The sequence below is a fragment of the Thioalkalivibrio sp. ALE31 genome (assembly GCF_000377405.1).
Lineage (GTDB): Bacteria > Pseudomonadota > Gammaproteobacteria > Ectothiorhodospirales > Ectothiorhodospiraceae > Thioalkalivibrio.
In genome coordinates this window covers 594,973-619,286 of the sequence record NZ_KB905020.1, presented here as the reverse complement: position 1 = coordinate 619,286, position 24,314 = coordinate 594,973, and the positions used below count along the sequence as shown (strand labels likewise).

Sequence of the window (24,314 nt, the reverse complement as noted above, 5' to 3'; positions counted from 1 at the left end):
CGCGAGATCGAGTCGCCCCCGGCTGGTAATTTTGCGCCCAATTGTGTAGTGTTCGCCGCGTTCCCCGGTGCCCGGCCAGGCTCGACCTGGCGGGTTAAACGGGAAGTTCGGTGAGTCCAGACGGGTCCTCGGGAGCCGTGGGCGAAACCGACGCTGCCCCCGCAACGGTGATCGAGCGAGGGACCGCCAGACGGTCCCTGATGGTCGCGGCCAGTGCCACTGAACCTGAGGTTCGGGAAGGCGCCGCGCCAGAACGCTCGTCAGCCCGGAGACCGGCCAGGGAATGATCGCGCGGCATGCGGCGGGCATGCGAGGCGGATGATCGTGCCGGGCCGTTCGCCGGTCGTGGCCGATCCCCCTCGTGTCTGTCTCCCCCTGTCTGCGCGATCCCGACGAATCAACGGCGTGCGGGCGGCTCGCCGGGAGACACGGACGACATGAAACGCACAGCACTTTCCACGGCCATCCTGCTGGCCACCAGTCCCGCTCTGGCGGATACGCCGGATACCAACGACGCGCAGACCCTGGAGACCGTCCAGGTCACCGCCTCTCGCATCGCGCAGACCGTCGACGAGACGCTCGCTTCGGTGACCATCATCGACCGCGAAGAGATCGAGCGCCTGCAGCCCCAGCAGTTCACCGATCTGCTGGAGGGCCGCGCGGGGGTCGAAACTTCCCAGAACAGCGCTTTCGGCAAGTCCACTTCCGTCTTCACGCGGGGGTCGAGCTCTGGGCACACCCTGTTGCTGGTCGATGGAGTTCGAATGGGTTCGGCGACGGGTGGCGGGGCAAGCTGGCAATTCCTGCCTCCGGAAGAGATCGAGCGGGTGGAGATCGTGCGCGGCCCGCGCACCAGCATCTATGGTTCGGACGCGATCGGCGGGGTCGTGCAAGTCTTTACCCGTGAGGGCCGCAAGGGCCCACCGAAGGTCAATGCCTTCGTCGGCGGTGGGAGCTTCAATACCTGGGAGACCGGGGTCGGTGTCGCCGGGGGTACCGATAATACGAACTACAGCTTTTCGGTCAGCCACTTTGATACCGACGGTATCAACGTCCAGGACGGTGTGGGCGATGAAGACCGCGATGGCTATGACAACACCTCACTTGCCACCAAGGTCTCGCACCGGCTCGATAATGGGGTCGAGGTTTTCGGTAGTGTGCTGTATTCCGAGGGTAGAACCGAGTTCGACGGCACCGAAGATGAAACCGATTTTCGGCATGCTGCCCTTCGTGCTGGCTTGCGAGTGCCTGTAACACCGCTTTGGGATACCGAAGTCAGTGTTAGCCACAGCCGCGATGAGAACGATAATTTTAGCGAAGGCGTCTTTTCTTCTCGCTTCGATACTAAACGCATCGGTGTGGATTGGCGAAACGACCTCGAGATAACCGATCGTGTTTATTTGATTGCCGGAATCGATGCGTATGAAGACCGAGTGGATAGCACCACCGATTACGTTGAAGAGTCGCGGTACAACGTTGGTGCATACTCGGTGGTGCAGGTTGGCCTGGGCCGCCATGATCTCGAGGGAAGTTTGCGTTACGACGACAATGAGCAGTTCGGCGACAAGGTGACGGGGCAGGTAGCCTGGGGCATGCAGGCCACCAACATCCTACGGCTGCGCGCGTCTTATGGCACGGCCTTCAATGCGCCTACGTTTAACCAACTGTATTGGCCGGGTTCGGGTGATCCAGAACTTCAAGCAGAAGAGTCTGAAACGGCTGAAATAGGCCTTCGCGCTAGCTTTGATAAAGGGTATCTGGATGCCTCTATTTTTCAATCGAGAGTGGAAAAAATGATTCCAGTTTGGCCGCCTGAAAACGTTGACGAAGCGAGGATCTCCGGGCTTGAGTTGGAGGGTGGATATGAACGTTATGATTGGATTTCGCGCGCTTCGTTGACCCTTCTGAATGCAGAGGATCGTGAAACAGGCAATGAACTTCCTCGCCGGTCCCCGGTAACTGCCCGCTTCGATCTGGATCGGCAGTTCCAAAGTTTCGCGGTAGGGGGGTCTGTGATCGCGAAGAGTCGCTCGTACAACGATGCCAGCAACGAGGAACGGCTGTCTGGCTATGGCCTACTGAACCTTCGGGCTAGTTACCGGCTGTCCTCTGAATGGCGTCTGGAGGCCTCTGTCCAGAATGTGTTTGACCGCGATTACGTAGTCGCTAGGAATTCGTGGGACGGCGTTGACTACAACCAGCCGGGCCGGGCCGCGTTCTTGAAGCTGCGCTATCAGCAGAGGTGATTCATGGGTAATCGACTGTCGAAGATCGCAACGCGTACCGGCGACGAAGGCCGGACCGGGCTGGGCGATGGCTCGCGGGTGGACAAGGACAGCCACCGCGTCGAGGCCTTTGGCGACGTGGACGAGCTGAACAGTGTCGTGGGCCGGGTCCTGGTCCACGACCTGCCCGAAGAGGTTCGTCGCTCGCTGGCTCTGGTGCAGCACGAGTTGTTTGATCTCGGAGCGGAACTGGCAGTGCCGGGGCATCAGGCCCTCCCGGAGGCTTCCGTGGAGCGGCTGGACGTGGAGCTGGAGTCCTTCAACGCCGATCTGCCCGCCCTGAAGGAGTTCATCCTTCCGGGTGGGGGTCCCGCTACAGCCGACTGTCACATTGCGCGCACCGTCTGCCGGCGTGCGGAACGGCGTCTGGTGGCGCTCAATCACCACGAGGCATTGCGTCCGGCGTCGCTGGCCTATGTCAACCGGTTGTCGGATCTCCTGTTCGTGCTCTGCCGTGTGCTGGCTCGTCACGAAAACGGTACCGAGGTCCTCTGGCAACCGGCGAACCAGCGCGGCTGACGGGTCTTCGTGGGGGCGCCGCGGTGGCGGCGTCCCATTCCCATTGCAACGGTCGAGGCGTGTCGAGTACACGCCTCGCGCCCTATTGCACCTGTTTATCGGGAAGTTTCCATGCGTTTTCGTTGCACGATCCTGAGCATCTTCGCGCTTTTTCTTTTCGGAATGGTACCGGCCCATGCGGGTCCGCTCGTGGTGGGTGTGGTCTCCGATCGCTCGGCGGCGGAGGTGGCCGCTGGCGCGCATCGCTTCCTGGAGGCTCATCCGCAGGCGGAGGTGATCCTGCGGACACCGGAGCAACTCGCGGACAAGTCGGACGAGGCGGTATCGGCGCTGTGGCGGGAGGCCGACGCCATACTCGTTGCGGCTGTTTTCGGGGACCAGGCCGCGCGCCTCGACCGTCTGTTGCGGGAGGCCCCGCCGCCCGAGGGGGCCCCGATTCTGGCCATTAACAGCGTGCGTCACCTGACGGCGCTGTCCCGGATCGGCGGCGAGGCCGTACTCGTGGGTCTCGATGACGAGAAGCGAACCGAACTGGCGGCCAACCCCGACCCGGGCGAAGACCCGCGCGTGCACCTGGCCCAACAGCGGGAGCGTTTCCCCGAACAGGCGGACTGGCTGACCGGGCGCGCGTTCTATCAGGGGCGTACACCGGAGAATATGGAGGGGCTGATGCGCTGGCTGGCCGCGCGCGGCGGGCACGAGAACGAAGTTCCGGAGCCGGACCCGCGCGAGACCATCCGCTATTACCGGCATGGGAACTCCACTCCCGACCCGGACGATCTCGAGCTGGACGACGGGCCCGCCGTGGCGTTGCTGGACCTGGATACCGGTGACCGGCCGGGAGACCGCGCGCTGCTGGACGCAGCCTGCGAAGCCCTGGAGGCGCGAGACATCCAGTGCTTTGCGGTGCTGGCGCGCTGGGGCGGGGCCAGCCGCGAGGCGGTCGAGACGCTGGCCGAGGCGGCCGGGCCGGCGGATCTGGCGGGTATCGTCAGCCTGCAGGACTTCGTGGTCGGCGGGGGCGGCAACCGCGAGGCGGTGGCCGAGGCCTTCGGCGAGCTGGATGTCCCGGTGATCAAGGGCATCCGTCTGGCAGATGTGAGCGCGACCCAGTGGCGGCTGTCGCACGAGGGCATCCCCTGGGACAAGGTCCACTACCACGTGGCCATGCCGGAGTTGCAGGGCATGAGCCAGCCGATGGTGCTCGCGACCGCGGGCGCGCCGGAACAGGACGAACGCACCGGCGTGCGCCTGACCCTGACCGAGCCGGTCGACGAGCGGGTCGAGGCCCTGGCCGATCGGGTGGCGAGCTGGCAGCGGCTGCGCCGCCTGGACAACGCGGACAAGCGCGTGGCGGTGGTCTACTACAACCATCCGCCGGGTCGCCAGAACATCGGTGCGGACAAGCTGGATGTCCCCGAGTCGCTGCTGGAGATCCTGCAGCGCCTCGAGGCTGCCGGGTACGACCTGGGCGACGCGGTGCCGGAGGACGCCGAGACCCTGCTGGAGATGATCCAGGATCGGGCCGTGAACCTGCCGGAACAGGCGGACGCGCTGGACGCGATCGCCGGCCGGGTCGCCTCGCTGGATCGCGACCAGTATCAGGCGTATTTCGATAGCCTGCCGGAGCCCGTCCGGGCCGAACTGGTCGACGGCCCGATCGGCTATCTGCAGGCACGCCTGGAGGCCGCCAGGGCCGCCGACAAGGTCGAGATCGCGCAAGCTGCGCTGGAGAGCGGCGTTGGTGATCTGCGCCACATGCTCGAGAGTTATCCGCACGCGGCGCAGGAGCGGGCACTGGACCTGCTGGCCCAGTACGAGGAGGCCTGGGAGGCCACGCTGGCGGGAGAAGATGCCCACGCGACCACTGAGCAGTTGCGCAAGGCGTTGGTGCGCACGGGCATCCCCGGCCTGACCGGCTGGGGCGAGCCGCCGGGCGAGGCGATGACCCGCGATGGCGAGATGCTGTTCCCGGGGATCGAGTTCGGCAATGTGTTCATCGGCCCGCAGCCGCCGCGCGGCTGGGAGGTCAGCGAGCGCCTGCTGCACGCGAATACCACGTTCCCGCCGACCCACCAGTATGTCGGCTTCTATCACTGGATCCGCGATCACTTCGAGGCCGATGCACTGGTCTATGTCGGCCGCCACTCGACCCGCGAATTCCTGCCGCGCCGGCGCGCGGGGCTGGCACCGGATGACTATCCCGAGATCCTCGGGGGCGCCCTGCCGATCATCTATCCCTACATCGTCGATGGTGTGGGCGAGGGTATCCAGGCCAAGCGCCGCGCCATGGGCGTGATGATCAGCCACCTGACCCCGCCGCTGGCGGCCACCGAGCTCTACGACAGCCTGCTGGAACTGCGCCAGCTGGTGGAGACCTACGAGGCCGCCGCGCAGCCGGATGCCGCGACGCGCTCGCGGGCCGTCCAGACCCTGCGCGAACGTATCGAGGACCTTGGCCTGACCGAGACCATCGAGCGTGAACTGGCGCGGGGTCACCATCACGATCACGGGCATCACCATGATGATCACGGTGATCATCACGAGGGGCATCACGACGAGGACCACGCGGGACATGGCGAAGGCCACGGAGACGAACACGGCGACGAACATCGCGACGCGGACCATCACCGGGAACACGGGGATGAAGAGCACGAACACGCCCATGAGCATGACCACGCGGACGAGGGCCATGGTGAACATGCAACGACCGTGCTGGCGGAGATGGACGAGGAGTTGCTGGTCCACGAGATCGGGCATTACCTGACCGACATGCAGGAAGACCAGATGCCGCTGGGGCTGCATGTGTTCGGACGCGACTGGAGCGACGAGGCTGTGGACACGATGCTCGAGTCGATGGCGGGTGACGACGCGGTCGGCGACGACTGGGACGCCAAGCTGCGTGGGTCCCCGGCGAGCGAGCGCGCGCATCTGCTGGCGGCGCTGGAAGGCCGTTTCGTGCCGCCAGGGCAGGGCAACGACCCGATCCGTACGCCGGAGGTATTGCCGACCGGGCGCAACTTCCACGCGCTGGCGGCGGACCTGGTCCCCACGCGTATCGCCTGGGGTATCGGTCAGGAGCTGGCCGCGGATGCCCGCGAGCACGGTGATCCCGAGGCGGATGGCAGCGAGGCGATCATCCTCTGGGCGTCGGATACTGTGCGTGACGAGGGCGTGATGATCGCCTTTGGCATGGACATGCTGGGCATTCGTCCGGCCTGGAACAGTCGCGGGATCGTCCAGGGGCTGGAGCGCATGGACCTTGATGAAGCCGGGCGCGATCGACGTCGCGATGCCCTGTTTACCACCTCCGGTCTGTTCCGCGACCTCTACGAGGACCAGCTGGTGTGGCTGGACCGGGCCGCGCGCCTCGCGCTGGACGGATCGTCCGAGACCATTCTTGCCGAGTACCCCGAGCTGGAAGAGGCACTGGAAGCGGCGTTGGCCCCGCTGGGGCAAGACCTGCGCGATCCGGGCACCGAGCCCCTGGCGCGCAACGATGTGGCCGCCCAATGGGTGGAGGACACCCAGGCCCTGCGCGCCGCAGGCCTCAATGGCCTCGAGGCGGGTCAGCAGGCCGCGCTGCGGGTGTTCGGTACCGCCCCCGGGGCCTATGGGGCCGGGGTCAATCGTCTCGCGGACCGTTCCGGGGCCTGGGAGGACCGAGCCGAACTGGGCGCGGCCTATCTGCGCCGGATGGGCCACGCCTACGGGGCGGACGAATCCGGTGGCTCCGCGCACGAGGCCTTCGAGGCCCGGCTGGGCCAGGTCGGGCGCACCTATCTCGGGCGCGCCTCGCACCTCTACGGCCTGCTGGACAACGACGACGGTTTTGACTTCCAGGGCGGGCTCTCGACCGCGGTCGAAAGTATTCGCGGCGCTGTGCCGGACAACCGCGTGCTGCAGCACGCCGATCCGGACGACCCGCGGGTGGAGACGCTGGGCCGCGCGCTGATGCGCGAGCTGCAGGGGCAGAACCTGAACCCGCAGTGGATCGAGCCGCTGATGGACCACGGCTATGCCGGGGCGCGGACCATGGCCCGCGACTTCGTCGACAACCTGTGGGGCTGGCAGGCCACCAATCCCGAGATCATCCGCTCCTGGGTCTGGGACGAGGTGCATGACGTGTATCTGCAGGACCGCCACGGCCTGGGCGTGGACGAATTCCTCGCCGACGGCCACAACGTGCATGTGAAGACCCACCTGCAGGCCGTGCATCTGGTGGCCGCCAGTCGTGGGTTCTGGGAGGCCGATCCGGAGGTACTGGAGGCCCTGTCCGAACGCTTTGCCGAACTGGTGGCGGAACACGGCCTGCCGGGCAGCGGGCACACGCGCCCCGACCACCCGATGCTGGACGAGGTGGCCGAGCGCCTGGAGGAGCCCGAACTGCGCGAGGCCTTCGAGGCCGTGCGCGCGTCCGCGCAGATCGATCGCGCACAGGCGGAGGCCGACCCCAGCCGTGTCACCGAGATCCAGCCGCTGGAAGACCCGGCGGCGCAAGAGATGCCGGAGATCCCCGAACCGGCCGAGGCCGACGGCGGGCAGGAGGCTGGCGACGAGGCGGGGGGCATGCCCTGGCTCCCGTGGCTGGTCGCCGGCGTGCTGTTCCTGCTTCTGATCGGTGGTGTCGCCGCCGGCCGACGGCGATAACCGCCGCTGGAAATGTCTCCTGTAGGAGGCCAGCCCTCTGGCCGATGGGGTATGTCCGGCGGCTCATCGGCCAGAGGGCTGGCCTCCTACATAAGAACGTGGGAAGCGCTGAACAAAGGTTAATGAGGTAAACGCGAATGCCGTTCTCGATCACGATGGAACTGATGGACACCGTGGTGCGCTGGCTGCTGGAGCCGGTGATCGTCGGTCTGCTGGTGCTGGTCGCGGTCGCCGTGTGGGAGCTTGGGCTGGCACTGGGTGAACGTTCCGGCGGAGTGCGCCGGCTGGAGGCCACCGGTGACGCCGAGCGACTGGCCTACCGCGCACGACGCCGCATCGACCGCGCGGATCTGCTGGCACGCATCGGCCCGATGCTCGGGCTGATGGGGACGTTGATTCCGCTGGGTCCCGGGCTGGCCGCGATGGGCCGGGGCGAACTGGAAATCCTGGCCCAGGCCGTTACGGTGGCGTTCAACACCACGGTGCTGGGGCTGCTGGTCGGCATCCTCGGCTTCCTGCTTGGACGCCTCCGTCGGCGCTGGTATGACGCCGCGATGGAGCGCCTGGAGGCGGCGGCATGAGGGTCCCGCACTACCGCGCCAGCCGCTTCGATGCCCCTGACGAAGAGCCGATGGGCCCACTGGCCAATCTGGCCGACATCATGCTCGTGTTCGCTGTCGGCCTGATGGTGGTGATGGCCGCCTCGGGCAGCGGACTGGAACCGGCCAGCGGCGGTGCCGAGATCGAACCCGGGCGCGAGATCCCGGACCCGCCCGAGGGCGCCGGCGAGGCCGGCTCCGGCTTCGAGTCGATGGGCCAGGTCTACCGTGACCCGGAGACCGGACGAATGATCCTGATCGGCGAGTAGGCCCGCCCCCTGCGCACCCCGAACAAGCAATGAACTCAAGGAGTACATCAACATGACCAACGATACCGACGCGGCCAAGGCCGAACGCCACGCGCAGCGTATGGCGCGCAAGAAGGAAGTGGTGGACCGCAAGATCGCCGAGGCCCAGGAAGAAAAGGGCGTGTTCCTGATCCTGACCGGAAACGGCAAGGGCAAGAGCTCCTCCGGCTTCGGCATGGTTGCGCGCGCCCTGGGGCACGGCATGCACGTCGGCATCGTGCAGTTCATCAAGGGCCAGTTCGCCACCGGCGAGGAGGCCTTCTTCCGTGGCCAGGACAAGGTGCAGTACCACGTGATGGGCGAGGGCTACACCTGGGAGACCCAAGACCGCGACAAGGATGTGGCCGCGGCCCGCGAGGCCTGGGCACATGCCCGCGACATGCTGCACGACCCGAACGTCGACCTGGTGCTGCTCGACGAGCTGCACATCGCGCTGAAATATCAGTACCTGGATGTGGACGAGGTGCTGGAGGATCTCGCCAATCGCCCGCCGATGCAGCACGTGATTACCACCGGCCGCGCCGCGCCGAAGGCACTGATCGAGGCGGCCGACACCGTGAGCGAGATCGGCGTGGTCAAGCATGCCTTTCAGGCCGGCATCAAGGCGCAGAAGGGGATCGAGCTGTGAGTGTGAGCTGCCCCGCGGCGTTCGTGGCGGCCCCGGCCTCGGGGCAGGGCAAGACCACGATCACCGCCGCCATCGCCCGTTACCACCGCAACCAGGGTTTGCGCGTGCGCGTGTTCAAGACCGGCCCCGACTTCCTCGACCCGATGATCCTGGAACAGGCATCCGGGCATCCGGTCGACGCCCTGCATCTGTGGATGGTCGGGGAAGAAGCCTGTCGAGCGATGCTGTACGAGGCCGCACAGGATGCCGATCTGATCCTGGTCGAGGGCTCGATGGGGCTGTTCGATGGCGATCCCTCCGGGGCGGATCTGGCGCAGGCCTTCGGTTTGCCGATCCTGGCCATGGTGGACGCCAGCGGCATGGGCCAGACATTCGGGGCGCTGGTGCATGGCCTGTCGACCTACCGCCCGGGTCTGTCCTTCGCGGGCGTGATTGCCAACCGGGTGGGCAGTCCGGGCCATGCGCGGATGCTGGAGGATTGCACCCCGGAGGCGATCCGCTTCTTTGGTGCCGTGCAGCGTAACGAAACGCTGAGTGTCCCGGATCGTCACCTGGGGCTGGTGCAGGCCGGCGAGATCGCCGATCTGGATGCGCGGCTGGAGGCGGCAGCGGCCGCGATTGAAGAGGCTGGGGTGACAGGGCTCCCGGAGCCGGTGCGCTTTGATCCGGAAACAATTGCGCCGATCGAGGCGGCGCTGTCCGGCGTGCGCATTGCGATCGCGCGGGATGCGGCTTTTGCTTTCATGTATCCGGCCAACCTGCGCCTGCTGGAGAAGATGGGCGCCGAACTGCGGTTCTTTTCCCCGCTTGCGGGGGACGGGTTACCAGAGGCCGATGCCGTCTGGCTGCCGGGTGGCTACCCCGAGTTGTATCTGGATCAGCTGTCCGCCAATGCTGTCCTGAAGTCGGACCTTGAGGCCCATCATGCGGCGGGTCGCCCCATCCTGGCGGAGTGCGGGGGCTTTCTCTACCTGCTGGATGAACTGGCCAATCGCGAGGGTCATGCCGCGGCCATGGCCGGGCTGGTGCCGGGCAAGGCCCAGCTGGCAGACCGCCTGCAGGGTCTGGGGCTCCAGGCGGCCCCGCTGCCGGAGGGCGAGCTGCGCGGGCACACCTTCCATCACACCCATTCCGAGGTCGGGCTCGAGCCCTATGGTCATTGCTGGCGTGCGCGCGGGACGGGGTCGCAGGGCGAGGCGATCTATCGTGACGGGCGCCTGACCGCGACCTATCTGCATGCCTGGTTCCCCTCCAACCCGCAGGCCACGGCGCGACTGTTCCAGGCATGAGCGGTACAGGGCAGCACAAGGTGGCCAGGATCGGATCCGGTGCGCGCCCTGGGGTGACCCTCCCGTTTCGCGGCGAGCGGCGGGCCGGGTGCGTGGATCTGGTGGGCGCGGGGCCGGGCGATCCAGGCCTGCTGACACTGGACGCGCTCAGCGCGATGCAGCACGCGGAGATCCTGCTGCACGACCGCCTGATCCCGCAGGCGATCCTGGATCTGGCAAACCCCAAGGCGCAGCGTCTGTACGTGGGCAAGGCGCGCTCGCGGCACAGTTGTGATCAGGGCGATCTGAACGATCGCATGGTCGCGCTGGCCCGGGAGGGGCACTACGTGGTGCGCCTGAAGGGGGGTGACCCGTTTGTCTACGGGCGGGGCGGCGAGGAGGCCGCCGCGATTGCCGCCGCCGGGGTGCCAGTGCGCATCGTGCCGGGGATTACCGCAGCCGGTGGCTGTGCAGCCTATGCAGGGATCCCGCTGACCCATCGCGATCACGCCTATCGCTGCCAGTTCGTGACCGCCCACCGGCGTGCCGGCGAGACCAATCTGGACTGGGCCTCGCTGGTGCATCCGCAGCAGACCCTGGTCGTCTACATGGGGCTGCATACCCTGGCCGAGGTCTGTGGCGAGATGATGGCGGCGGGTGCGGACGGCGCGATGCCGGCCGCGCTGGTCGAACAGGGGACGCGCCCGGGCCAGCGTGTCATCGAAGGCGTTCTGGCCGACCTCCCCGCGCGGGTGGCGGATCTGGATATCCAGTCGCCGGCGCTGCTGATCGCGGGCGAGGTCGTGCGCCTGCGCGAGACGATCGCCACGCAGGGTGCCGAGTCCGTCCCGGGAACGCATGAAACCGGCTGAGCAGAACAGCTCGGCGGGCGGAATGCGCCCGGAGACGCCCGAGACGAGCGGGCGTCTGCGCACGGGGCTGACCACCGGTGTGTGTGCGACCGCCGGTGCCGTTGCCGGCGCACGCTGGCTGCTGGAGGGGCGGCGGCTCGAGATGGTGGAAGTCATCCTGCCGAAGGGACAGGTCGTGAGCCTGACACTGAACGACCTCGAACCCACTCCGGGCGGCGCGGTTGCCGGGGTCATCAAGGATGCCGGCGACGACCCGGATGCCACCCACGGGGCCCGGGTCTGGGTGGAGGTGAATCTGTGCGGTGCGCCCGGTGTCGAGTTCGTGGCGGGTGCCGGGGTCGGGACGGTCACGCGCCCGGGCCTGGTGCTGGAGCCGGGCGAGCCCGCCATCAATCCGGTCCCCCGACGCATGATCCAGGGGCATCTGGAGACACTGGCTGCAGCCGCTGGGTACAGCGGGGGCTTCAGGGTCACGGTCGGCGTGGACGGTGGCGAACGCATTGCCGGGCGGACCATGAACGCCCGCCTGGGGATCCTCGGGGGGCTCTCGATCCTGGGCACCACCGGCATCGTCCGGCCGTTTTCCTGCGCCGCCTATATCGCATCCATTCATCAGGCCATAGACGTGGCCCGCGCCAACGGCTGTCCGCGTGTGGCCTGCTGCACCGGGGGTACCAGCGAGGCGGCGATGCGCGAACAGTACGGCCTGGACGACATGGCGCTGATCGAGATGGGGGATCTGTTCGGGGCGGCACTGAAGTACCTGGGGCGTCATCCTCTGCCTGCGGTGGTGCTGGCCGCGGGGTTCGGCAAGCTCAGCAAATTCGCGGCCGGACACCTGGATGCCCACAGCCGCAAGTCGCGCATCGATCTCGACGCGCTGGCGGAGGAGGCGGCGGATCTGGGAGGCAGCCAGGAACTAGTCGCGCGCATCCGCGCGGCGAATACCAGCGCCCAGGCGCTTGCGGATTGCCTGGAGCAGGGTGTGGCGCTGGCCGACCGTATCAGTGCGCGCGCCTGGAAGCGGGCGCGCGGGATGCTGCCGGAGACCACGGCGCTGGAGGTCTGCGCGGTGGATCGGGCCGGACGCATCGTCGGGTTGGCCAGGGACACCGGGGGGCTGGCGCCATGATGGCCCCGGCAATCGCCCTGAAGTCGGTGGCCAAGCGCTATGCCGGTGGCCGGGTCGGGCTGGCGGACGTGGACCTGGAAGTCCCGGCGGGCCGCTTTTTCGGCCTGCTGGGGCCGAATGGGGCCGGCAAGACGACCCTGGTGGGACTGCTGACCACGCTGGTGCGGGCCGATCGCGGGTCGATCCGGGTCTGCGGCTTCGACGTGGCGACACAGGCGGTTGCGGCGAAGGCCTGCATGGGCGTGGTGCCGCAGGAGATCAACTTCAACAGCTTCGAGCCGGTGGGCGAGATTGTTGAAGCCCAGGCGGCCTATTACGGATTGTCCCCGCGGCGGGCGCGCGAGCGTACTGGCCAGGTACTGGAACAGGTGGGCCTGGCGGACCGGCGGCGGCAGTCCGCCTGGGGGCTGTCGGGCGGAATGAAGCGCCGGCTGATGATTGCCCGGGCGCTGGTGCACCGCCCGCGCGTGCTGCTGCTGGACGAGCCGACCGCGGGGGTTGACCTCGAGGGACGCCATACAACCTGGGAACTGCTGCGTGCGCTGAATGCGGATGGTGTGACCATCCTCCTGACGACGCACTACCTCGAGGAGGCGGAAGCGCTGTGCGATTCGCTGGCGATTCTGGGTCAGGGCGAGATCGTTGCGCGCGGCGAGACCGGCGAACTGCTGCACGGGCTGAACGTGCAGACCCTGGTGCTCGAGTTGAGCGCCCCCCTTGATGCGTGCCCCGAGCTGGAAGGGTTGGCGATCCGGCGGGTGGATCGCTGGACCCTGGAGATTGACCTGCCGCAGGGTATGGAGGTGAACGCGCTTTTTGAGCGTCTCGGTGTGTACGGTGTCCGGGTGGCGGGCCTGCGCAACAAGCGCAACCGGCTCGAGTCGCTGTTCCTGCAGCGCATCGCGGAACGTGCCAGTGCATCGCAGGGGGCCGGGACATGAGGCTCGCGGCTTACGGATTTGCCTACCGCGGGATGGTGATCAAGCAGGTGCGCCGCTTCCTGCGTGCCTGGGTGCAGAACCTGCTGCCATCGGTGGTGACGACCGTTCTGTTTCTGGTGATCTTTGGCCACCTGGTCGGGCGCGAGCTGGGCACCATGCGTGGCGTCGACTACGCCGATTTCATCCTGCCGGGCCTGATCATCCTGGCCGTGTCCACCAACGCCTACAGCAATGTGACGCTGGCGTTCTATGGCGCGCGCCTGCAGCGGCACATCGAGGAATTGCTGGTTGCGCCACTCCCCGCCTGGCTGATCGTGGCGGGCTTTGCAACCGGCGGGGTGATCCGCGGTCTGCTGGCCGGGGCGCTAGTGGCGCTGGTTGCGATCCCGTTTACCAACCTGCAACTGCACCACCTGGCGGCGACTCTGGGGATCGCGCTGGTCAGTGCCACGCTGTTCGCCCTGGCCGGCCTGCTGAATGGCCTGTACGCGCGCAGTTTCGACCACACCTCCGTGGTGGCGACGTTTGTGCTGACCCCCCTGATCTATCTGGGAGGGCTGTTCTATCCGGTGGAACGGATGCCCGAGCCCTGGCAGTCGCTGGCAGCGCTGAACCCGCTGTACTACATGGTCGAGGGCTTTCGCTACGGCCTGTTGGGGACCGGGTCCTTCGCCTGGGCCACAACCTTCTGGGTGCTCGTGGGGACCACCCTGGTTGTCGGCGGGGTGGCCTGGACCCTGGTCGCTCGCGGCGTGCGGATCCGGTCATGAGCAGGGGTCCGAAGCCGTTGGGTGCCGAGCATCCGCGTGTGCGCCGGGCGTGTCCCGGAGTCGCTGCGCCCATGACGACCGGAGACGGGCTTCTGATGCGGGTACGTCACCCGATCGGAGGGCTTGACGCGGCGCAGGCGCGCATCCTCGCCGAGGTGGCGCTGCGTTTCGGTTCCGGTGACCTGGAGCTGACCAGTCGCGGCAATCTGCAATTGCGCGGTCTGGACACGCCGGGCCTGGAGACGGCACGGGCCGAACTGGAGGCGGCGGGTCTGGCGGATCGCGATCCCGAGGCGGAGGCGGTGCGCAATGTGCTGGTGGCACCAGCGACGGATATCGACCCGGAGGCCGCCATGGATGTACAGCCCATCGCGCGGCAACTTGCGCGGGCACTGGGCGCAACCCCGCGCCTGCGCGCACTGCCGCCGAAGGTCGGGGTGCTGGTGGAGGCGGGTGGCGGGTTGCCGCTGGGTAGAGTGCCGGCGGACCTTCGACTGGAGGCCTGTACGGGACCGGGTGGCGTGTGGATTCGCGTGGCCGTCGGGGCGTCGGCTCACGCCGCGACGGTGCTTGGGTGGGCACGCCCGGAGAAGGCCGTGGACGCTGCCCTGCAAGTCCTCGAGCAATTCGTGGCGCTGCGCCAGGGGGATCCGGATCCGCCGGGCCGTTTGCCCGGCGCACTGGCTCGGTTCGGCGCGAAGGCCCTGACGCCTCCCGGGCTGGAGCGGGTGCTTCCGGGTGGGGATCCGGTTGCGGCACGGAGCAGCGAAAACGCCGACTCCGGGATTGGTGCGTGCCTGAATGGCGATGCCTTCGGGGTCGCGTTCCCGTTCGGATCCCTGCGCGCCGAGGCCCTGCGGGGGCTGGCCGAGCAGATCCGCGGCCAAGAAGGGCGCCTGCGGCTGACTCCCTGGCGCAGCGTGCTGCTGGTCGGGGCGCGGCCGATCACCCTGGACCGGCTGGCTGAATGGGGCGGAGTAACGGATCCACGAGATCCTCGCCTAGTGGTGAGCGCCTGTGTCGGTCAGGGGGGATGCTCGGCGGGTACGACATTCACTCGGGCGGACGCCGCGATGCTCGGGACAGCCGCCCGCGGGCTGCTGGCGGATGACGAATATCTGCATGTCAGTGGCTGCGAGAAGCACTGCGGGAGGCCCGCGAATGCCCGGGTGGTCCTTGCGGCGCGGGCGGGGCATTACGACCTGTCGCTGCAATCTGCCCCGGCGCACTGGGAGGCCCTTCTTGAGGGTCTTTCACCGGATCAGCTGCGAGCGGCCCTGTCGGCGCTTGAACAGATTACGCACGCAGAGCGCGTCGGGATGTTCGCGGCCCTGCGCAGGCTGGGCCCGACCGACCTGCGTCGGCGCCTCAACGCGATGATGAATAACGGAGAAGAAACATGACGCAGAGCGATACCGCGGGGGTCGTACCGGATTACGAGCGCGACGGCGCAGCCATCTACCGGGAATCCTTCGCGATTATTCGATCCGAGGCGGCGCTGGATCGTTTTCCGGAGGATCTGGTGTCTGCGGTGGTACGCATGATCCATGCCTGCGGTATGACCGACCTGCCGCAGGACGTCGGGTTTTCGGCTGGCGTGGCCCGGGCGGCTCGCGCGGCGCTGGCTGCTGGCGCGCCGATCCTCTGCGACAGCAACATGGTGGCGCATGGGGTCACGCGCGCCCGGCTGCCGGCGGATAACCCGGTGATCTGCAGCCTGCGCGAGGACGGAGTGGTGGCTGCTGCCGAGCGTATGGGCACAACGCGTTCGGCGGCGGCGCTGGAATGGTGGCGACCGCATATGGAGGGTGCGGTGGTGGCGATCGGGAATGCGCCCACGGCCCTGTTTCACCTGCTGGAGATGCTGCACCAGGGCGCGCCGCGTCCGGCCGCGGTACTCGGTATCCCGGTGGGCTTTGTCGGTGCGGTGGAGAGCAAGGAGGCGCTGGCCGCCAGCCCGCTGGACCTCGAGTACCTGACCATCTTCGGACGCCGCGGTGGCAGCGCCATGGCCGCGGCGGCCATCAACGCCTTTGCGAGTGACCGGATATGACGACATCCCCCAAGCTGCATGAACCCGCGGCCGCGGGTTGTCTGTACGGCGTGGGCACCGGGCCGGGTGATCCCGAGTTGCTGACGCTGAAGGCCGCGCGCCTGATTGCAGAGAGCCCGGTAGTGGCCTATTTCTGTCGCCGGGGTGGCCGTGGCCAGGCGCGCGCCATCGTGGACGCCCACCTGGGCACGGGGCAGCAGGAGATGCCGCTGGAGTATCCGGTGACCAACGAGATCCCGCACGGCTCTGACGAGTATCGCCGCCGCATCGAGCAGTTCTTCGACGCCGCCGCCGAGCAACTGGCTGCCGAACTGGCAGCCGGGCGTTCGGTGGTGGTGTTGAACGAGGGCGATCCGTTCTTCTACGGATCGTTCATGCACGTCTACCTGCGGCTGAAGGATCGGTTTCCCACCCACGTGGTCCCTGGCGTGACCTCGATGATGGCCTCGGCTGCGCAATTGTCGACGCCGCTGACCATGCGCGATGACCTGCTGACGGTGATCCCCGGCACGATGCCGATCGACGATCTGCGCCAGGCCCTGCAGGGGACCGATGCGGCGGTCATCATGAAGGTCGGAACCCATCGCGATGCGGTGGTGGGTGTCCTTCAGGAGCTGGGGCTGGACGAGCGCGCCTGGTACGTGGAACGCGCCAGCACCGCCGAGGAGCGGGTCCTGCCAGTGTCCGAGATCCCGGAGCGGGTGCCCTATTTCTCGATGATCGTGATCCCCGGGCGCGGGGTTCGGCGATGAGCGGGGATGGTGGTCCGGTGGTCGGTCGGTTGAGTGTGGTCGGGGTGGGTCCGGCGGGGCCGGAATGGATCACGCCGGAGGTCGCTGCCCGTCTCGAAGCGGCGACCGACCTGGTGGGATACGGGCCGTACCTGGAACGGATTGCGGCCGCCCACCACCGTGTGCACGCCTCGGACAACCGCGAGGAACTGGCGCGCGCAACCCACGCCCTGGATTTGGCCGCCGAGGGGCGGGACGTAGCGGTGGTTTCGGGCGGCGACCCGGGTGTGTTCGCGATGGCGGCCGCGGTCTTCGAGGCCCTGGAAGGCTCGGAGCCGGGTCGCTGGGACGCGGTGACGGTGGAGGTGCTGCCCGGGGTGTCGGCGATGCAGGCCGCCGCGGCGCGGCTGGGTGCACCGCTGGGAAACGATTTCTGCGTGATCTCGCTGTCGGACAACCTCAAGCCCTGGTCGCTGATCCAGCGTCGGGTACGGCTGGCGGCCGAGGCCGACTTCGCCATGGCCTTCTACAACCCGATCTCGCGCGCACGTCCCTGGCAGCTGGGCGAGGCACTGGGCATCGTGCGCGAGGTGCAGGGGCCGGACACCCTGGTCGTGCTGGCCACCGCGGTGGGCCGCGGCGAACGCGAAGACGTGCAGATCTCCACCCTCGGCGAGGTGGACCCGACGACGGCGAACATGAGCACGCTGGTGATCGTGGGCGCCGCCTCCACTCGGGTGCTGGAGCGTCCTTCGGGCCGGCGGCACGTGTACACCCCGCGTTATGTCGAGTCCGCGGAATGAGGCGGGAGCCGCGTTAGCCGTGCGCGTCCGGGAGATCCTCCAGCCAGTCGAGTACCGCCTGCGGGGCGTGGAATCGCGGCACCCCGGGGGCATCCGGCGGGCGCTCCACCATCACAACCGGCATACCCCGTTCGCGGGCCGCCTGCAGCTTGGCGGCCGTGGCATCGCCGCCGCTGTCCTTGGTCACCAGCACGTCAATCGTGTGTTCCCGCAAAAGGCGCGCCTCGTCTTCGGCCGTGAACGGGCCCCGGGCGTGGATCCAGGTAACCCGCGGCAGCGCCGGCGGTGGTTCGGGCGGGTCGATGGTGCGGATGACGTAGTCCAGTTCGGGCGCGGCCTCGAAGGCCTCCAGGTGCTGGCGGCCGGTGGTCAGCAGCACGCGCCGGCCGAGTTCCGGAAGGGCGCGGGCGGCGGCCGCGAGGTCGGGCACGCGGATCCAGCGGTCCTCCGGTCCGGCCTCCCACGACGGTCGGGTCAGGCGGGCCAGCGGGATGCCGGTCTGGCGCGCAGCCGAGACGGCGTTGGCCGAGATCTGCCGTGCGAACGGGTGGGTCGCGTCCACCAGGGCGTCGATGGCGTGTTCGTGCAGCCAGGCGGCGAGGCCGTCGACGCCGCCGAACCCGCCGGTGCGCCGAGGCAGCCGCGCCGGCCCCGGTTTTCGGGTGCGCCCGGCCAGCGAGACGGTGGCCTGCAGCCGCGGGTGCACATCCAGCAGTGGTTCCAGCGCCGCGGCCTCGGTCGTGCCGCCCAGCAGCAGGATCTGCCGCGGGCGAGCCGCCCGGGGGCTGGAGTCAGGAGATGAACGGGAGCTCATGAGGATGACCAGTCTAGCGACGAACAGTGAACCAACGCCATGGCTGAATATCGTCGGCGTAGGCGCGGAGGGGCTTGCCGGGCTGGCACCCGGGGCCCGCATGGCGCTGGACACGGCGGCGACGGTGATCGGCGGCGCCCGGCATCTGGAGATGCTGTCGGAGCGGCCGGGGCAGGAGCGCCTGGTGTGGCCGTCGCCGCTGGAGACCGCGCTGGACTGGATCGAGGCACGCGCCGGGCAGCCGCTGTGCGTGCTCGCCAGCGGCGACCCCTTCTGGTTCGGGGTGGGGGCGACCCTGATGCGACGTTTCCCGGTCGCTCAGACCTGTGTTTGGCCCGCGCCCTCGGCGTTCAGCCTGGCGGCTGCGCGGATGGGCTGGCCGCTGCAGCAGACCCGCTGCCTGTCGGTGCACGGCCGGCCCATGGAGGCGCTGCGGCCCTGGCTGCACAACGGCGCGCGGTTGCTGATCCTGAGCCGCGACGGAGACACGCCGGCGGAGCTGGCACGCTGGTTGACCGGGCTCGGCTTCGGTGATTCCACCCTGACCGTACTGCAGTCCCTGGGCGCGGCCAACGAGACGGCCGTCAGCGCGCGTGCCGATGCCTGGCCGGAGGTCGGGATCGAGGCACTGAACACCGTGGCGCTGGAGTGCCGGGCCGATCCGGCAGCAACGGTGCTTGCGGCGAGCGCCGGTCGGCCGGAGGCGGAGTTCGAGCAGGATGGTCAGATTACCAAGCGCGAGGTGCGTGCGGTGGCACTGGCCCTGCTGGCACCTGGTCGTGGCGAACGGCTCTGGGACGTGGGTGCCGGTTCCGGTTCCATCGGCATCGAGTGGATGCTGGCGGACCCGGCCAATGAAGCGGTGGCCATCGAGCCGCGTGCGGAGCGTCTGGAACGCATCGCGCGCAACGCGAGCGCGCTGGGGGTGCCGGCACTGCGCCGCATCCACGGGCGCGCGCCGGAGGCGCTGGATGACCTGTCTGCCCCCGACGCGATCTTCATCGGTGGTGGGCTGACGACGCCCGGGCTGGTGGAACACTGCGTGGAGCGTCTGTGCCCGGGGGGGCGCCTGGTCGCCAGCAGCGTGACGGTGGAGGGCGATGCGGTGTTGGCGGCGGCTCGCGAGCGCCATGGTGGCGAGCTGACACGCATCAATGTGAGTCGCTCGGAACCGCTGGGCGCGATGTCCGGCTGGAAACCGCTGCGGCCGGTGACCCTGTGGGCCCTGCGCCGGATCTGAACCAGGAGGGGGGCTTGGTCGTGCCGGGCGTCGGCTTCGCCTCCGCCTGTACGGCCCGGGAGCTGGAGGGTCTGATGCGCGAGGTACTGGCCGAGGCTCGCGCCGTGCTGGGAGTGGAGCGTGCCGGAGTGCTCGGGGCCCGGCAGCTGGCGGCACCGGTGCATAAGAGTGACAGTCGCATGCTGGCGACGGTCGCGCGGGAGCTGGAACTGGAACTCGTATTCCCGTCCATGGCCGCCCTTGCGGACTGCCAGGGGGGAGTGCTGACGGAGTCGCCACGGGTGCGTGCAACGGCCGGGGTCGGTTCCGTGGCCGAGGCAGCGGCGCTGGCAGCGGCCGGCGAGGGCGCGCGTCTGCTGTTGCCGCGGCGTCTGTCACCGCAGGCCAGCTGCGCGGTGGCCTGGGTCGACCGCCAACATCTTTTCGAGGAGTCATCATGACGGTTCATTTTGTCGGTGCAGGCCCGGGTGCCGCGGATCTGCTGACCCTGCGCGGCCGGGATCGTATTGCGGCCTGTCCGGTGTGCCTGTACGCGGGTTCACTGGTGCCGGAGGCCGTGCTGGAACATGCCCCGGAGGGGGCGCGCGTGGTCAACACCGCGCCGCTGACGCTGGACGCGATCATGGAGGAGATCGAACGCGCCCACGCGGCGGGCCAGGACGTGGCGCGCCTGCACTCCGGCGACCTGTCGGTCTACAGCGCGCTGGGCGAGCAGATCCGTCGGCTGGAGGCGGCCGGGATCGAGTACAGCATCACGCCCGGCGTGCCGGCATTCTCCGCCGCCGCCGCGACCCTGGGGCGGGAACTGACGGTGCCGGAGGTGGCGCAGTCGGTGGTGCTGACGCGCACGCCGGGACGGGCGTCCTCCATGCCGGAGCGCGAACGGCTGGCGAGCTTTGCCGCCACCGGGGCGACCCTGGCGATCCATCTTTCGCTGCACAATATCGAGACCGTGGTCGAGGACCTGCGGCCGCACTACGGCTGCGACTGCCCGGTGGCCATCGTCTTCCGTGCCAGCTGGCCGGACGAGACCGTGGTGCGCGGTTCGCTGGGGAATATCGCGGAACGGGCGCAGGCCCTGACCACGCGGCGCTCGGCGCTGATCCTGGTGGGCCCGGCGCTGGACCCGGGCGATTTCCGCGACAGTGCGCTGTACGACCCGGCGCATGTGCGCCGTTACCGCGGCATGGACGGGGACTAAGCGGCGGCGGCCCCGATCTTCCGCAGGCAGGGGTGACTCCGGTGGGTGTTGTGGGGCACTGGGCTTTTCGCCTGCAAGCAGGTTCCCACATCGCCAGGAACCTGTAGGAGTCTGCTTGCAGGCGAAGGCGGTTTCTTCTCGATCAGGACCACGGAAAGGGCCGCCGTGAGGCGGCCCCTTGGTTCCCGCCCGGTTTAGCGGCGGCGGTAGTGGTCGTGGCAGGCCAAGCAATGGTGGCGCACGCCGTTCAGGGCCTCGGTGGCGCGAAGCTGGAAGTCTTCGTTCTCCAGGTCCTCGGCCGCCTCGACCTTGCGCTGCAGTCGTTCGGCGGCCTCGCGGTAGGCTGCCTTGTACTCGGAGAACTCCGGGTCCTCCCAGGCCGCGGGCAGGGCGCCGGGTTCGCCGCCCCGCGCCGGGGTCTCGCGAGCGAACCAGGTTTCGATGTCGGCGGCTCGGCGCGCCAGTTCCTCGGCGAGGTCGGGCAGGCGCTCGGCGAACGGTGCGTCGTAGCGCAGGATCTGCTCGATGCTGCGGTAGGTGGCTGAGGTGCCCTGCATGCTTTGCTGGCGGAAGCGCTGGAAGGCCTCGGTGGCGTCCACTGTGGCCGGGTTGTCCATCGTCTCGCTGTAGTCTTTGCCCCAGGGGCCGGGCATGGGGAGCGTCACCTCGTCGCCATGGGCGCCGGTGGCGGCAAGCAGGAACAGGACAAGGCCGGCGATCCGGAGGGCCGGTGTAAAGGGGGGTCGAGTCATGTCGGATCTCCTTTCCAGTGTCAGAAGCGGAATTGGTGCTGCAAGTGCAGCTCCCAGTCCGAAGTGCCGGCGTCGCGGTCCAGCCACATCAATTGGGTTTTTTGTCGCTGGCCGCGGTGGTACCAGTTGAGGCCGGCGCCCCGCTCGCGCTGCCAGCGCTCGTCGGTGCCGAGGTCGTTGCCGGCGTCGTGGCGCAGCACAGCGTGGCGCGCGGCAACCTCGAGCCCCTCCCAGGGCAGTGCCTGAGCCAGCTCGAGTTCGGCGCCCAAGTCGTGGTAGGAGGGGCCGTGATCGGGCGATACGTCGCGGCGGAAGGCGGCGAATGAAATGGCGGTGCGGGCAAACTTGACGACGCTGTCGGCCGTTGCGGTGACCCAGTCGGCGCGTTGCTGATTTACCTGGTTCTCCCGCCCGCGAGTCCAGTCGCGCAGGTGATTGCGGTTCGCCGCCTGCAGGCCGACGCCGTGGGCCACTGTATGCTCGACCGGCTTGCCGACGGTCGTGTTGTCGCGTGGAAGGGTGCCTACCGGTGCCCAGGCCCCCCGAGCGCTGAACAGGTGGCCGGAGGTGGACGGTCGGTCATCCCGCTGGTCAAGGCGGCCGCGACCATCAAACACGCCGATGGCCCAGGCCCGGTCGTCGCTGTCGCCCCCCAGTAGGGTGACGCCGGTATCGCGTCCAGCCGGGACCTCGAACTGATTCCCCGCGATGCTCAATTCGGTGAACAGCCGGTTGGGGCCACCGATGTCCCGCGGCAGGCCGAAGGGTACGGTGAACTGGCCGGCGCGCAGGTCGAGGGACTCGGTCAGTGCGTATTGGAGCCAGACATCGCGCATCGAGAGCTCGCCGCTGCTGAAGTCGGGCTGCAGGCGAAAACTAAGATCGGGGTGGAAGAGGGTGCCCGTCGTATCCAGCCAGGCGCGGCGAAAGTCGAATTCGGTGGTGGTTCCCTCGTCGCCCCGCTCGATGGCGTAGCGGCCCTGGATGAGCGGGTCCAGGGTGATGGCGAAGCCGTCGGCTTCGCTGCCGAACTCGAACTGTGCCTGGAGGGGGGAAGCCCCGCCACTGGCGATCAACAGGCCGAGAAGGGTCGGGGCCGGAGCCAGGAGTGGCGGCCGGCCGGGTCGTCGGGTCGGTTTGTTCAAGGTCATTCTCCCTGGGACGCACACCCCGTGCGCCGTGGATGGAACGACGCTGGGTGGGCCAGGGGAGGTCGGGGACTATAGACACAGCAAGCCCGACCCGACCGCTTGCCCGCCGCAGCGTCAGGTTTCCTCCTGGCCGGTCTCCGGACTCGTGAAGCGGGCGGGGGTGCCCGGGCGGATCGCCTTCCCACACCGAATTGCGGCGCAGTGGTTGTTGATCCGTTGTCTTCACCTACCGTTGCGGGGGCAGTGCCGGCATTGCGAACGGCAGTTCGCGCACCGGCTTCCCGATTATCCCCGGCGATGGAACGCCAGGGCACCTGGAGGCGGGGCGAAGGGTACTGGGGTGCAAACAGGCTGGCAAGAAGAGCGTCTGATGAGCGACCAACCGCAGTGATTGATCTGGATCAACGGGAGCGCTGATTTCGCTGGTCGATCGAATACCGGGTCGATAGGGTGGGATTCAGGTGATTTGGACCGAGTCTATATCGGTCTTCGCCGACACCGATCCAATCTCAGGGAGACTTTGCCATGATCCGAGGTTCTTATCTTCGCAGCGCCATCTTTTCGGCCTGCACCGCCCTGGCGCTGGGCGTGGCCGCGCCCGCCGTGGCGGATACTGATTACTCGCAGTATCGCGATGTGTTCGAGCCGCTGCCGGCGCTGCCGCCGATCCCGGCGGACAACTCGATGACCAAGGAGAAGATCGAGCTGGGCAAGATGCTGTTCTTCGAGCCGCGCATCTCCAGCTCCGGCGTGATCTCCTGCGCGACCTGCCACAACCCGGCGCTGGGCTGGGCGGACCGCATCCCGCGCGCGGTAGGCCATGACGGCCAGGTTGGCGAGCGCAATACCCCGACCGTGCTGAATTCCGGCTTCTTCACCGCGCAGTTCTGGGATGGCCGAGAGGACGACCTGGAGGGGCAGGCCCTGGGCCCGATCCAGGACGCGATCGAGATGGCGATGCCGCTGGAGGATGCGATCGCCCGCCTGGAGGAGTTCAATGAGTACCAGGAGAAATTCGAGGCCGCCTATCCCGACTATGACGGCGACAACGTGATCAATACCGACCACGTGGCCAAGGCGCTGGCGACGTTCCAGCGTACGCTGAACACCCCGAACTCGCCGCTGGATCGCTGGCTGGCCGGGGATGAGGGCGCGATGAGCGAGCAGCAGATGCGCGGGATGAAGCTGTTCGCCGACAACGGCTGCGTGGCCTGTCACCGTGGGCCGGCGCTGACCGACAGCAACTTCCACCGCATCCAGGTGCCGGGTTCGGAGGACGAGGGCCGCTACCTGGTCACGGGTGAGGAGAGCGACCGGTTTGCGTTCAAGACCCCGACCCTGCGCAACGTGGCCCTGACCTACCCCTACATGAACAACGGGGAGACCGCCACGCTGGAAGAGGCGATCCGCATCATGGGCGAGGAAATGCTGGGGCAGGACTTCAGTGATGACGAGGTCGCGGATATCGAGGCCTTCATGCACGCGCTGACCGGCGAAATGCCGCAGTTCGAGATTCCTGCGCTGCCGTAACCGGCCGCATCGGAATCGAATGCGCCAGCCCCCCTCCGGAAACGGAGGGGGGCTTTTTGATGGGGTG

At 68.1% G+C, this 24,314-nt stretch carries 22 protein-coding genes and 2 riboswitches; of the genes, 19 read left to right on the top strand and 3 right to left on the bottom strand.

Annotated elements, in window-relative coordinates; translation table 11 throughout:
- Positions 1 to 48: 48 nt before the first annotated feature.
- Positions 49 to 296: riboswitch (cobalamin riboswitch) on the top strand.
- Positions 297 to 437: 141 nt separating this feature from the next.
- The 15 genes from D103_RS0102845 to cobJ all read left to right on the top strand — a co-directional run bounded on the left by D103_RS0102845 (position 438) and on the right by cobJ (position 17,559).
- Positions 438 to 2,246, top strand: a complete 1,809-nt coding sequence (locus tag D103_RS0102845; RefSeq protein WP_018875753.1) for a TonB-dependent receptor domain-containing protein — start codon at positions 438 to 440, stop codon at positions 2,244 to 2,246.
- A 3-nt stretch (positions 2,247 to 2,249) separates the two neighbouring features.
- Entirely contained in the window at positions 2,250 to 2,804 is a 555-nt protein-coding gene (locus tag D103_RS0102840; RefSeq protein ID WP_018866865.1) for a cob(I)yrinic acid a,c-diamide adenosyltransferase, read from the top strand.
- Between the two features lie 111 nt (positions 2,805 to 2,915).
- Positions 2,916 to 7,454, top strand: a complete 4,539-nt coding sequence (locus tag D103_RS0102835; protein WP_018875752.1) for a cobaltochelatase subunit CobN — start codon at positions 2,916 to 2,918, stop codon at positions 7,452 to 7,454.
- A 137-nt stretch (positions 7,455 to 7,591) separates the two neighbouring features.
- Entirely contained in the window at positions 7,592 to 8,035 is a 444-nt protein-coding gene (locus D103_RS0102830) for a MotA/TolQ/ExbB proton channel family protein (RefSeq protein WP_018174775.1), read from the top strand.
- Positions 8,032 to 8,322: a DUF2149 domain-containing protein gene (locus tag D103_RS0102825; RefSeq protein ID WP_018138715.1), complete on the top strand. Its 291-nt coding sequence runs from the start codon at positions 8,032 to 8,034 to the stop codon at positions 8,320 to 8,322. Before D103_RS0102830 ends, D103_RS0102825 begins: the two co-directional genes overlap by 4 nt.
- A gap of 52 nt (positions 8,323 to 8,374) precedes the next feature.
- Positions 8,375 to 8,989, top strand: a complete 615-nt coding sequence (cobO, locus tag D103_RS0102820; protein ID WP_018875751.1) for a cob(I)yrinic acid a,c-diamide adenosyltransferase — start codon at positions 8,375 to 8,377, stop codon at positions 8,987 to 8,989.
- On the top strand, positions 8,986 to 10,278 hold the full coding sequence (locus D103_RS0102815; protein WP_018875750.1) for a cobyrinate a,c-diamide synthase: 1,293 nt from the start codon (positions 8,986 to 8,988) through the stop codon (positions 10,276 to 10,278). The genes cobO and D103_RS0102815 overlap by 4 nt, the downstream gene beginning before the upstream one ends.
- Positions 10,275 to 11,129 carry a uroporphyrinogen-III C-methyltransferase gene (gene cobA, locus D103_RS0102810; RefSeq protein ID WP_026280246.1) on the top strand — a complete coding sequence of 285 codons (855 nt, stop codon included), beginning with the start codon at positions 10,275 to 10,277 and terminating at the stop codon, positions 11,127 to 11,129. The genes D103_RS0102815 and cobA overlap by 4 nt, the downstream gene beginning before the upstream one ends.
- Before the next feature lie 22 nt (positions 11,130 to 11,151).
- Positions 11,152 to 12,261 carry a cobalt-precorrin-5B (C(1))-methyltransferase gene (locus D103_RS0102805; RefSeq protein WP_018875748.1) on the top strand — a complete coding sequence of 370 codons (1,110 nt, stop codon included), beginning with the start codon at positions 11,152 to 11,154 and terminating at the stop codon, positions 12,259 to 12,261.
- On the top strand, positions 12,258 to 13,202 hold the full coding sequence (locus D103_RS0102800) for an ABC transporter ATP-binding protein (protein ID WP_026280245.1): 945 nt from the start codon (positions 12,258 to 12,260) through the stop codon (positions 13,200 to 13,202). Before D103_RS0102805 ends, D103_RS0102800 begins: the two co-directional genes overlap by 4 nt.
- Positions 13,199 to 13,972: an ABC transporter permease gene (locus D103_RS0102795; protein ID WP_038028170.1), complete on the top strand. Its 774-nt coding sequence runs from the start codon at positions 13,199 to 13,201 to the stop codon at positions 13,970 to 13,972. The genes D103_RS0102800 and D103_RS0102795 overlap by 4 nt, the downstream gene beginning before the upstream one ends.
- Before the next feature lie 71 nt (positions 13,973 to 14,043).
- Positions 14,044 to 15,375, top strand: coding sequence for a precorrin-3B synthase (cobG, locus tag D103_RS0102790; RefSeq protein WP_018875745.1), 1,332 nt, complete (start codon positions 14,044 to 14,046; stop codon positions 15,373 to 15,375).
- Positions 15,372 to 16,025 carry a precorrin-8X methylmutase gene (locus D103_RS0102785; RefSeq protein WP_018875744.1) on the top strand — a complete coding sequence of 218 codons (654 nt, stop codon included), beginning with the start codon at positions 15,372 to 15,374 and terminating at the stop codon, positions 16,023 to 16,025. Before cobG ends, D103_RS0102785 begins: the two co-directional genes overlap by 4 nt.
- Positions 16,022 to 16,777, top strand: a complete 756-nt coding sequence (locus D103_RS0102780) for a precorrin-2 C(20)-methyltransferase (protein WP_018866852.1) — start codon at positions 16,022 to 16,024, stop codon at positions 16,775 to 16,777. Before D103_RS0102785 ends, D103_RS0102780 begins: the two co-directional genes overlap by 4 nt.
- The gene (gene cobJ / locus D103_RS0102775) at positions 16,774 to 17,559 is read left to right on the top strand and encodes a precorrin-3B C(17)-methyltransferase (protein ID WP_018875743.1); all 786 of its coding nucleotides are present in this window, start codon (positions 16,774 to 16,776) and stop codon (positions 17,557 to 17,559) included. Before D103_RS0102780 ends, cobJ begins: the two co-directional genes overlap by 4 nt.
- A gap of 13 nt (positions 17,560 to 17,572) precedes the next feature.
- Here the strand turns inward: cobJ and D103_RS0102770 are convergent, their stop codons facing one another.
- Positions 17,573 to 18,373, bottom strand: a complete 801-nt coding sequence (locus tag D103_RS0102770; RefSeq protein ID WP_018875742.1) for a cobalt-precorrin-6A reductase — start codon at positions 18,371 to 18,373, stop codon at positions 17,573 to 17,575.
- A 4-nt stretch (positions 18,374 to 18,377) separates the two neighbouring features.
- Between D103_RS0102770 and D103_RS0102765 the strand changes: the two genes are divergently transcribed.
- From D103_RS0102765 to cobM, 3 genes are read left to right on the top strand one after another with little or no spacing between them, the layout of a single operon-like run.
- The gene (locus D103_RS0102765) at positions 18,378 to 19,613 is read left to right on the top strand and encodes a bifunctional cobalt-precorrin-7 (C(5))-methyltransferase/cobalt-precorrin-6B (C(15))-methyltransferase (RefSeq protein ID WP_026280244.1); all 1,236 of its coding nucleotides are present in this window, start codon (positions 18,378 to 18,380) and stop codon (positions 19,611 to 19,613) included.
- Positions 19,592 to 20,053 (top strand): cobalamin biosynthesis protein, encoded by a 462-nt coding sequence (locus tag D103_RS0102760; RefSeq protein WP_018866848.1) that lies wholly within the window; start codon positions 19,592 to 19,594, stop codon positions 20,051 to 20,053. The genes D103_RS0102765 and D103_RS0102760 overlap by 22 nt, the downstream gene beginning before the upstream one ends.
- Complete coding sequence (gene cobM / locus D103_RS0102755) at positions 20,050 to 20,814, top strand: precorrin-4 C(11)-methyltransferase (protein WP_018875740.1); 765 nt, start codon at positions 20,050 to 20,052, stop codon at positions 20,812 to 20,814. The genes D103_RS0102760 and cobM overlap by 4 nt, the downstream gene beginning before the upstream one ends.
- A 194-nt stretch (positions 20,815 to 21,008) precedes the next feature.
- Here cobM and D103_RS0102750 read toward each other — a convergent pair whose 3' ends face one another.
- Together D103_RS0102750 and D103_RS0102745 are read right to left on the bottom strand one after the other, a co-directional pair.
- Entirely contained in the window at positions 21,009 to 21,566 is a 558-nt protein-coding gene (locus D103_RS0102750) for a cytochrome c (protein ID WP_018875739.1), read from the bottom strand.
- 20 nt (positions 21,567 to 21,586) lie between these two features.
- Complete coding sequence (locus D103_RS0102745; protein ID WP_018880466.1) at positions 21,587 to 22,717, bottom strand: porin; 1,131 nt, start codon at positions 22,715 to 22,717, stop codon at positions 21,587 to 21,589.
- A gap of 110 nt (positions 22,718 to 22,827) precedes the next feature.
- A riboswitch (cobalamin riboswitch) is annotated at positions 22,828 to 23,050 on the bottom strand.
- 192 nt (positions 23,051 to 23,242) lie between these two features.
- On the opposite strand from D103_RS0102745, the gene D103_RS0102740 reads away from it, so the two are divergent.
- Positions 23,243 to 24,247 carry a cytochrome-c peroxidase gene (locus tag D103_RS0102740; protein WP_018866844.1) on the top strand — a complete coding sequence of 335 codons (1,005 nt, stop codon included), beginning with the start codon at positions 23,243 to 23,245 and terminating at the stop codon, positions 24,245 to 24,247.
- Positions 24,248 to 24,314 lie beyond the last annotated feature (67 nt).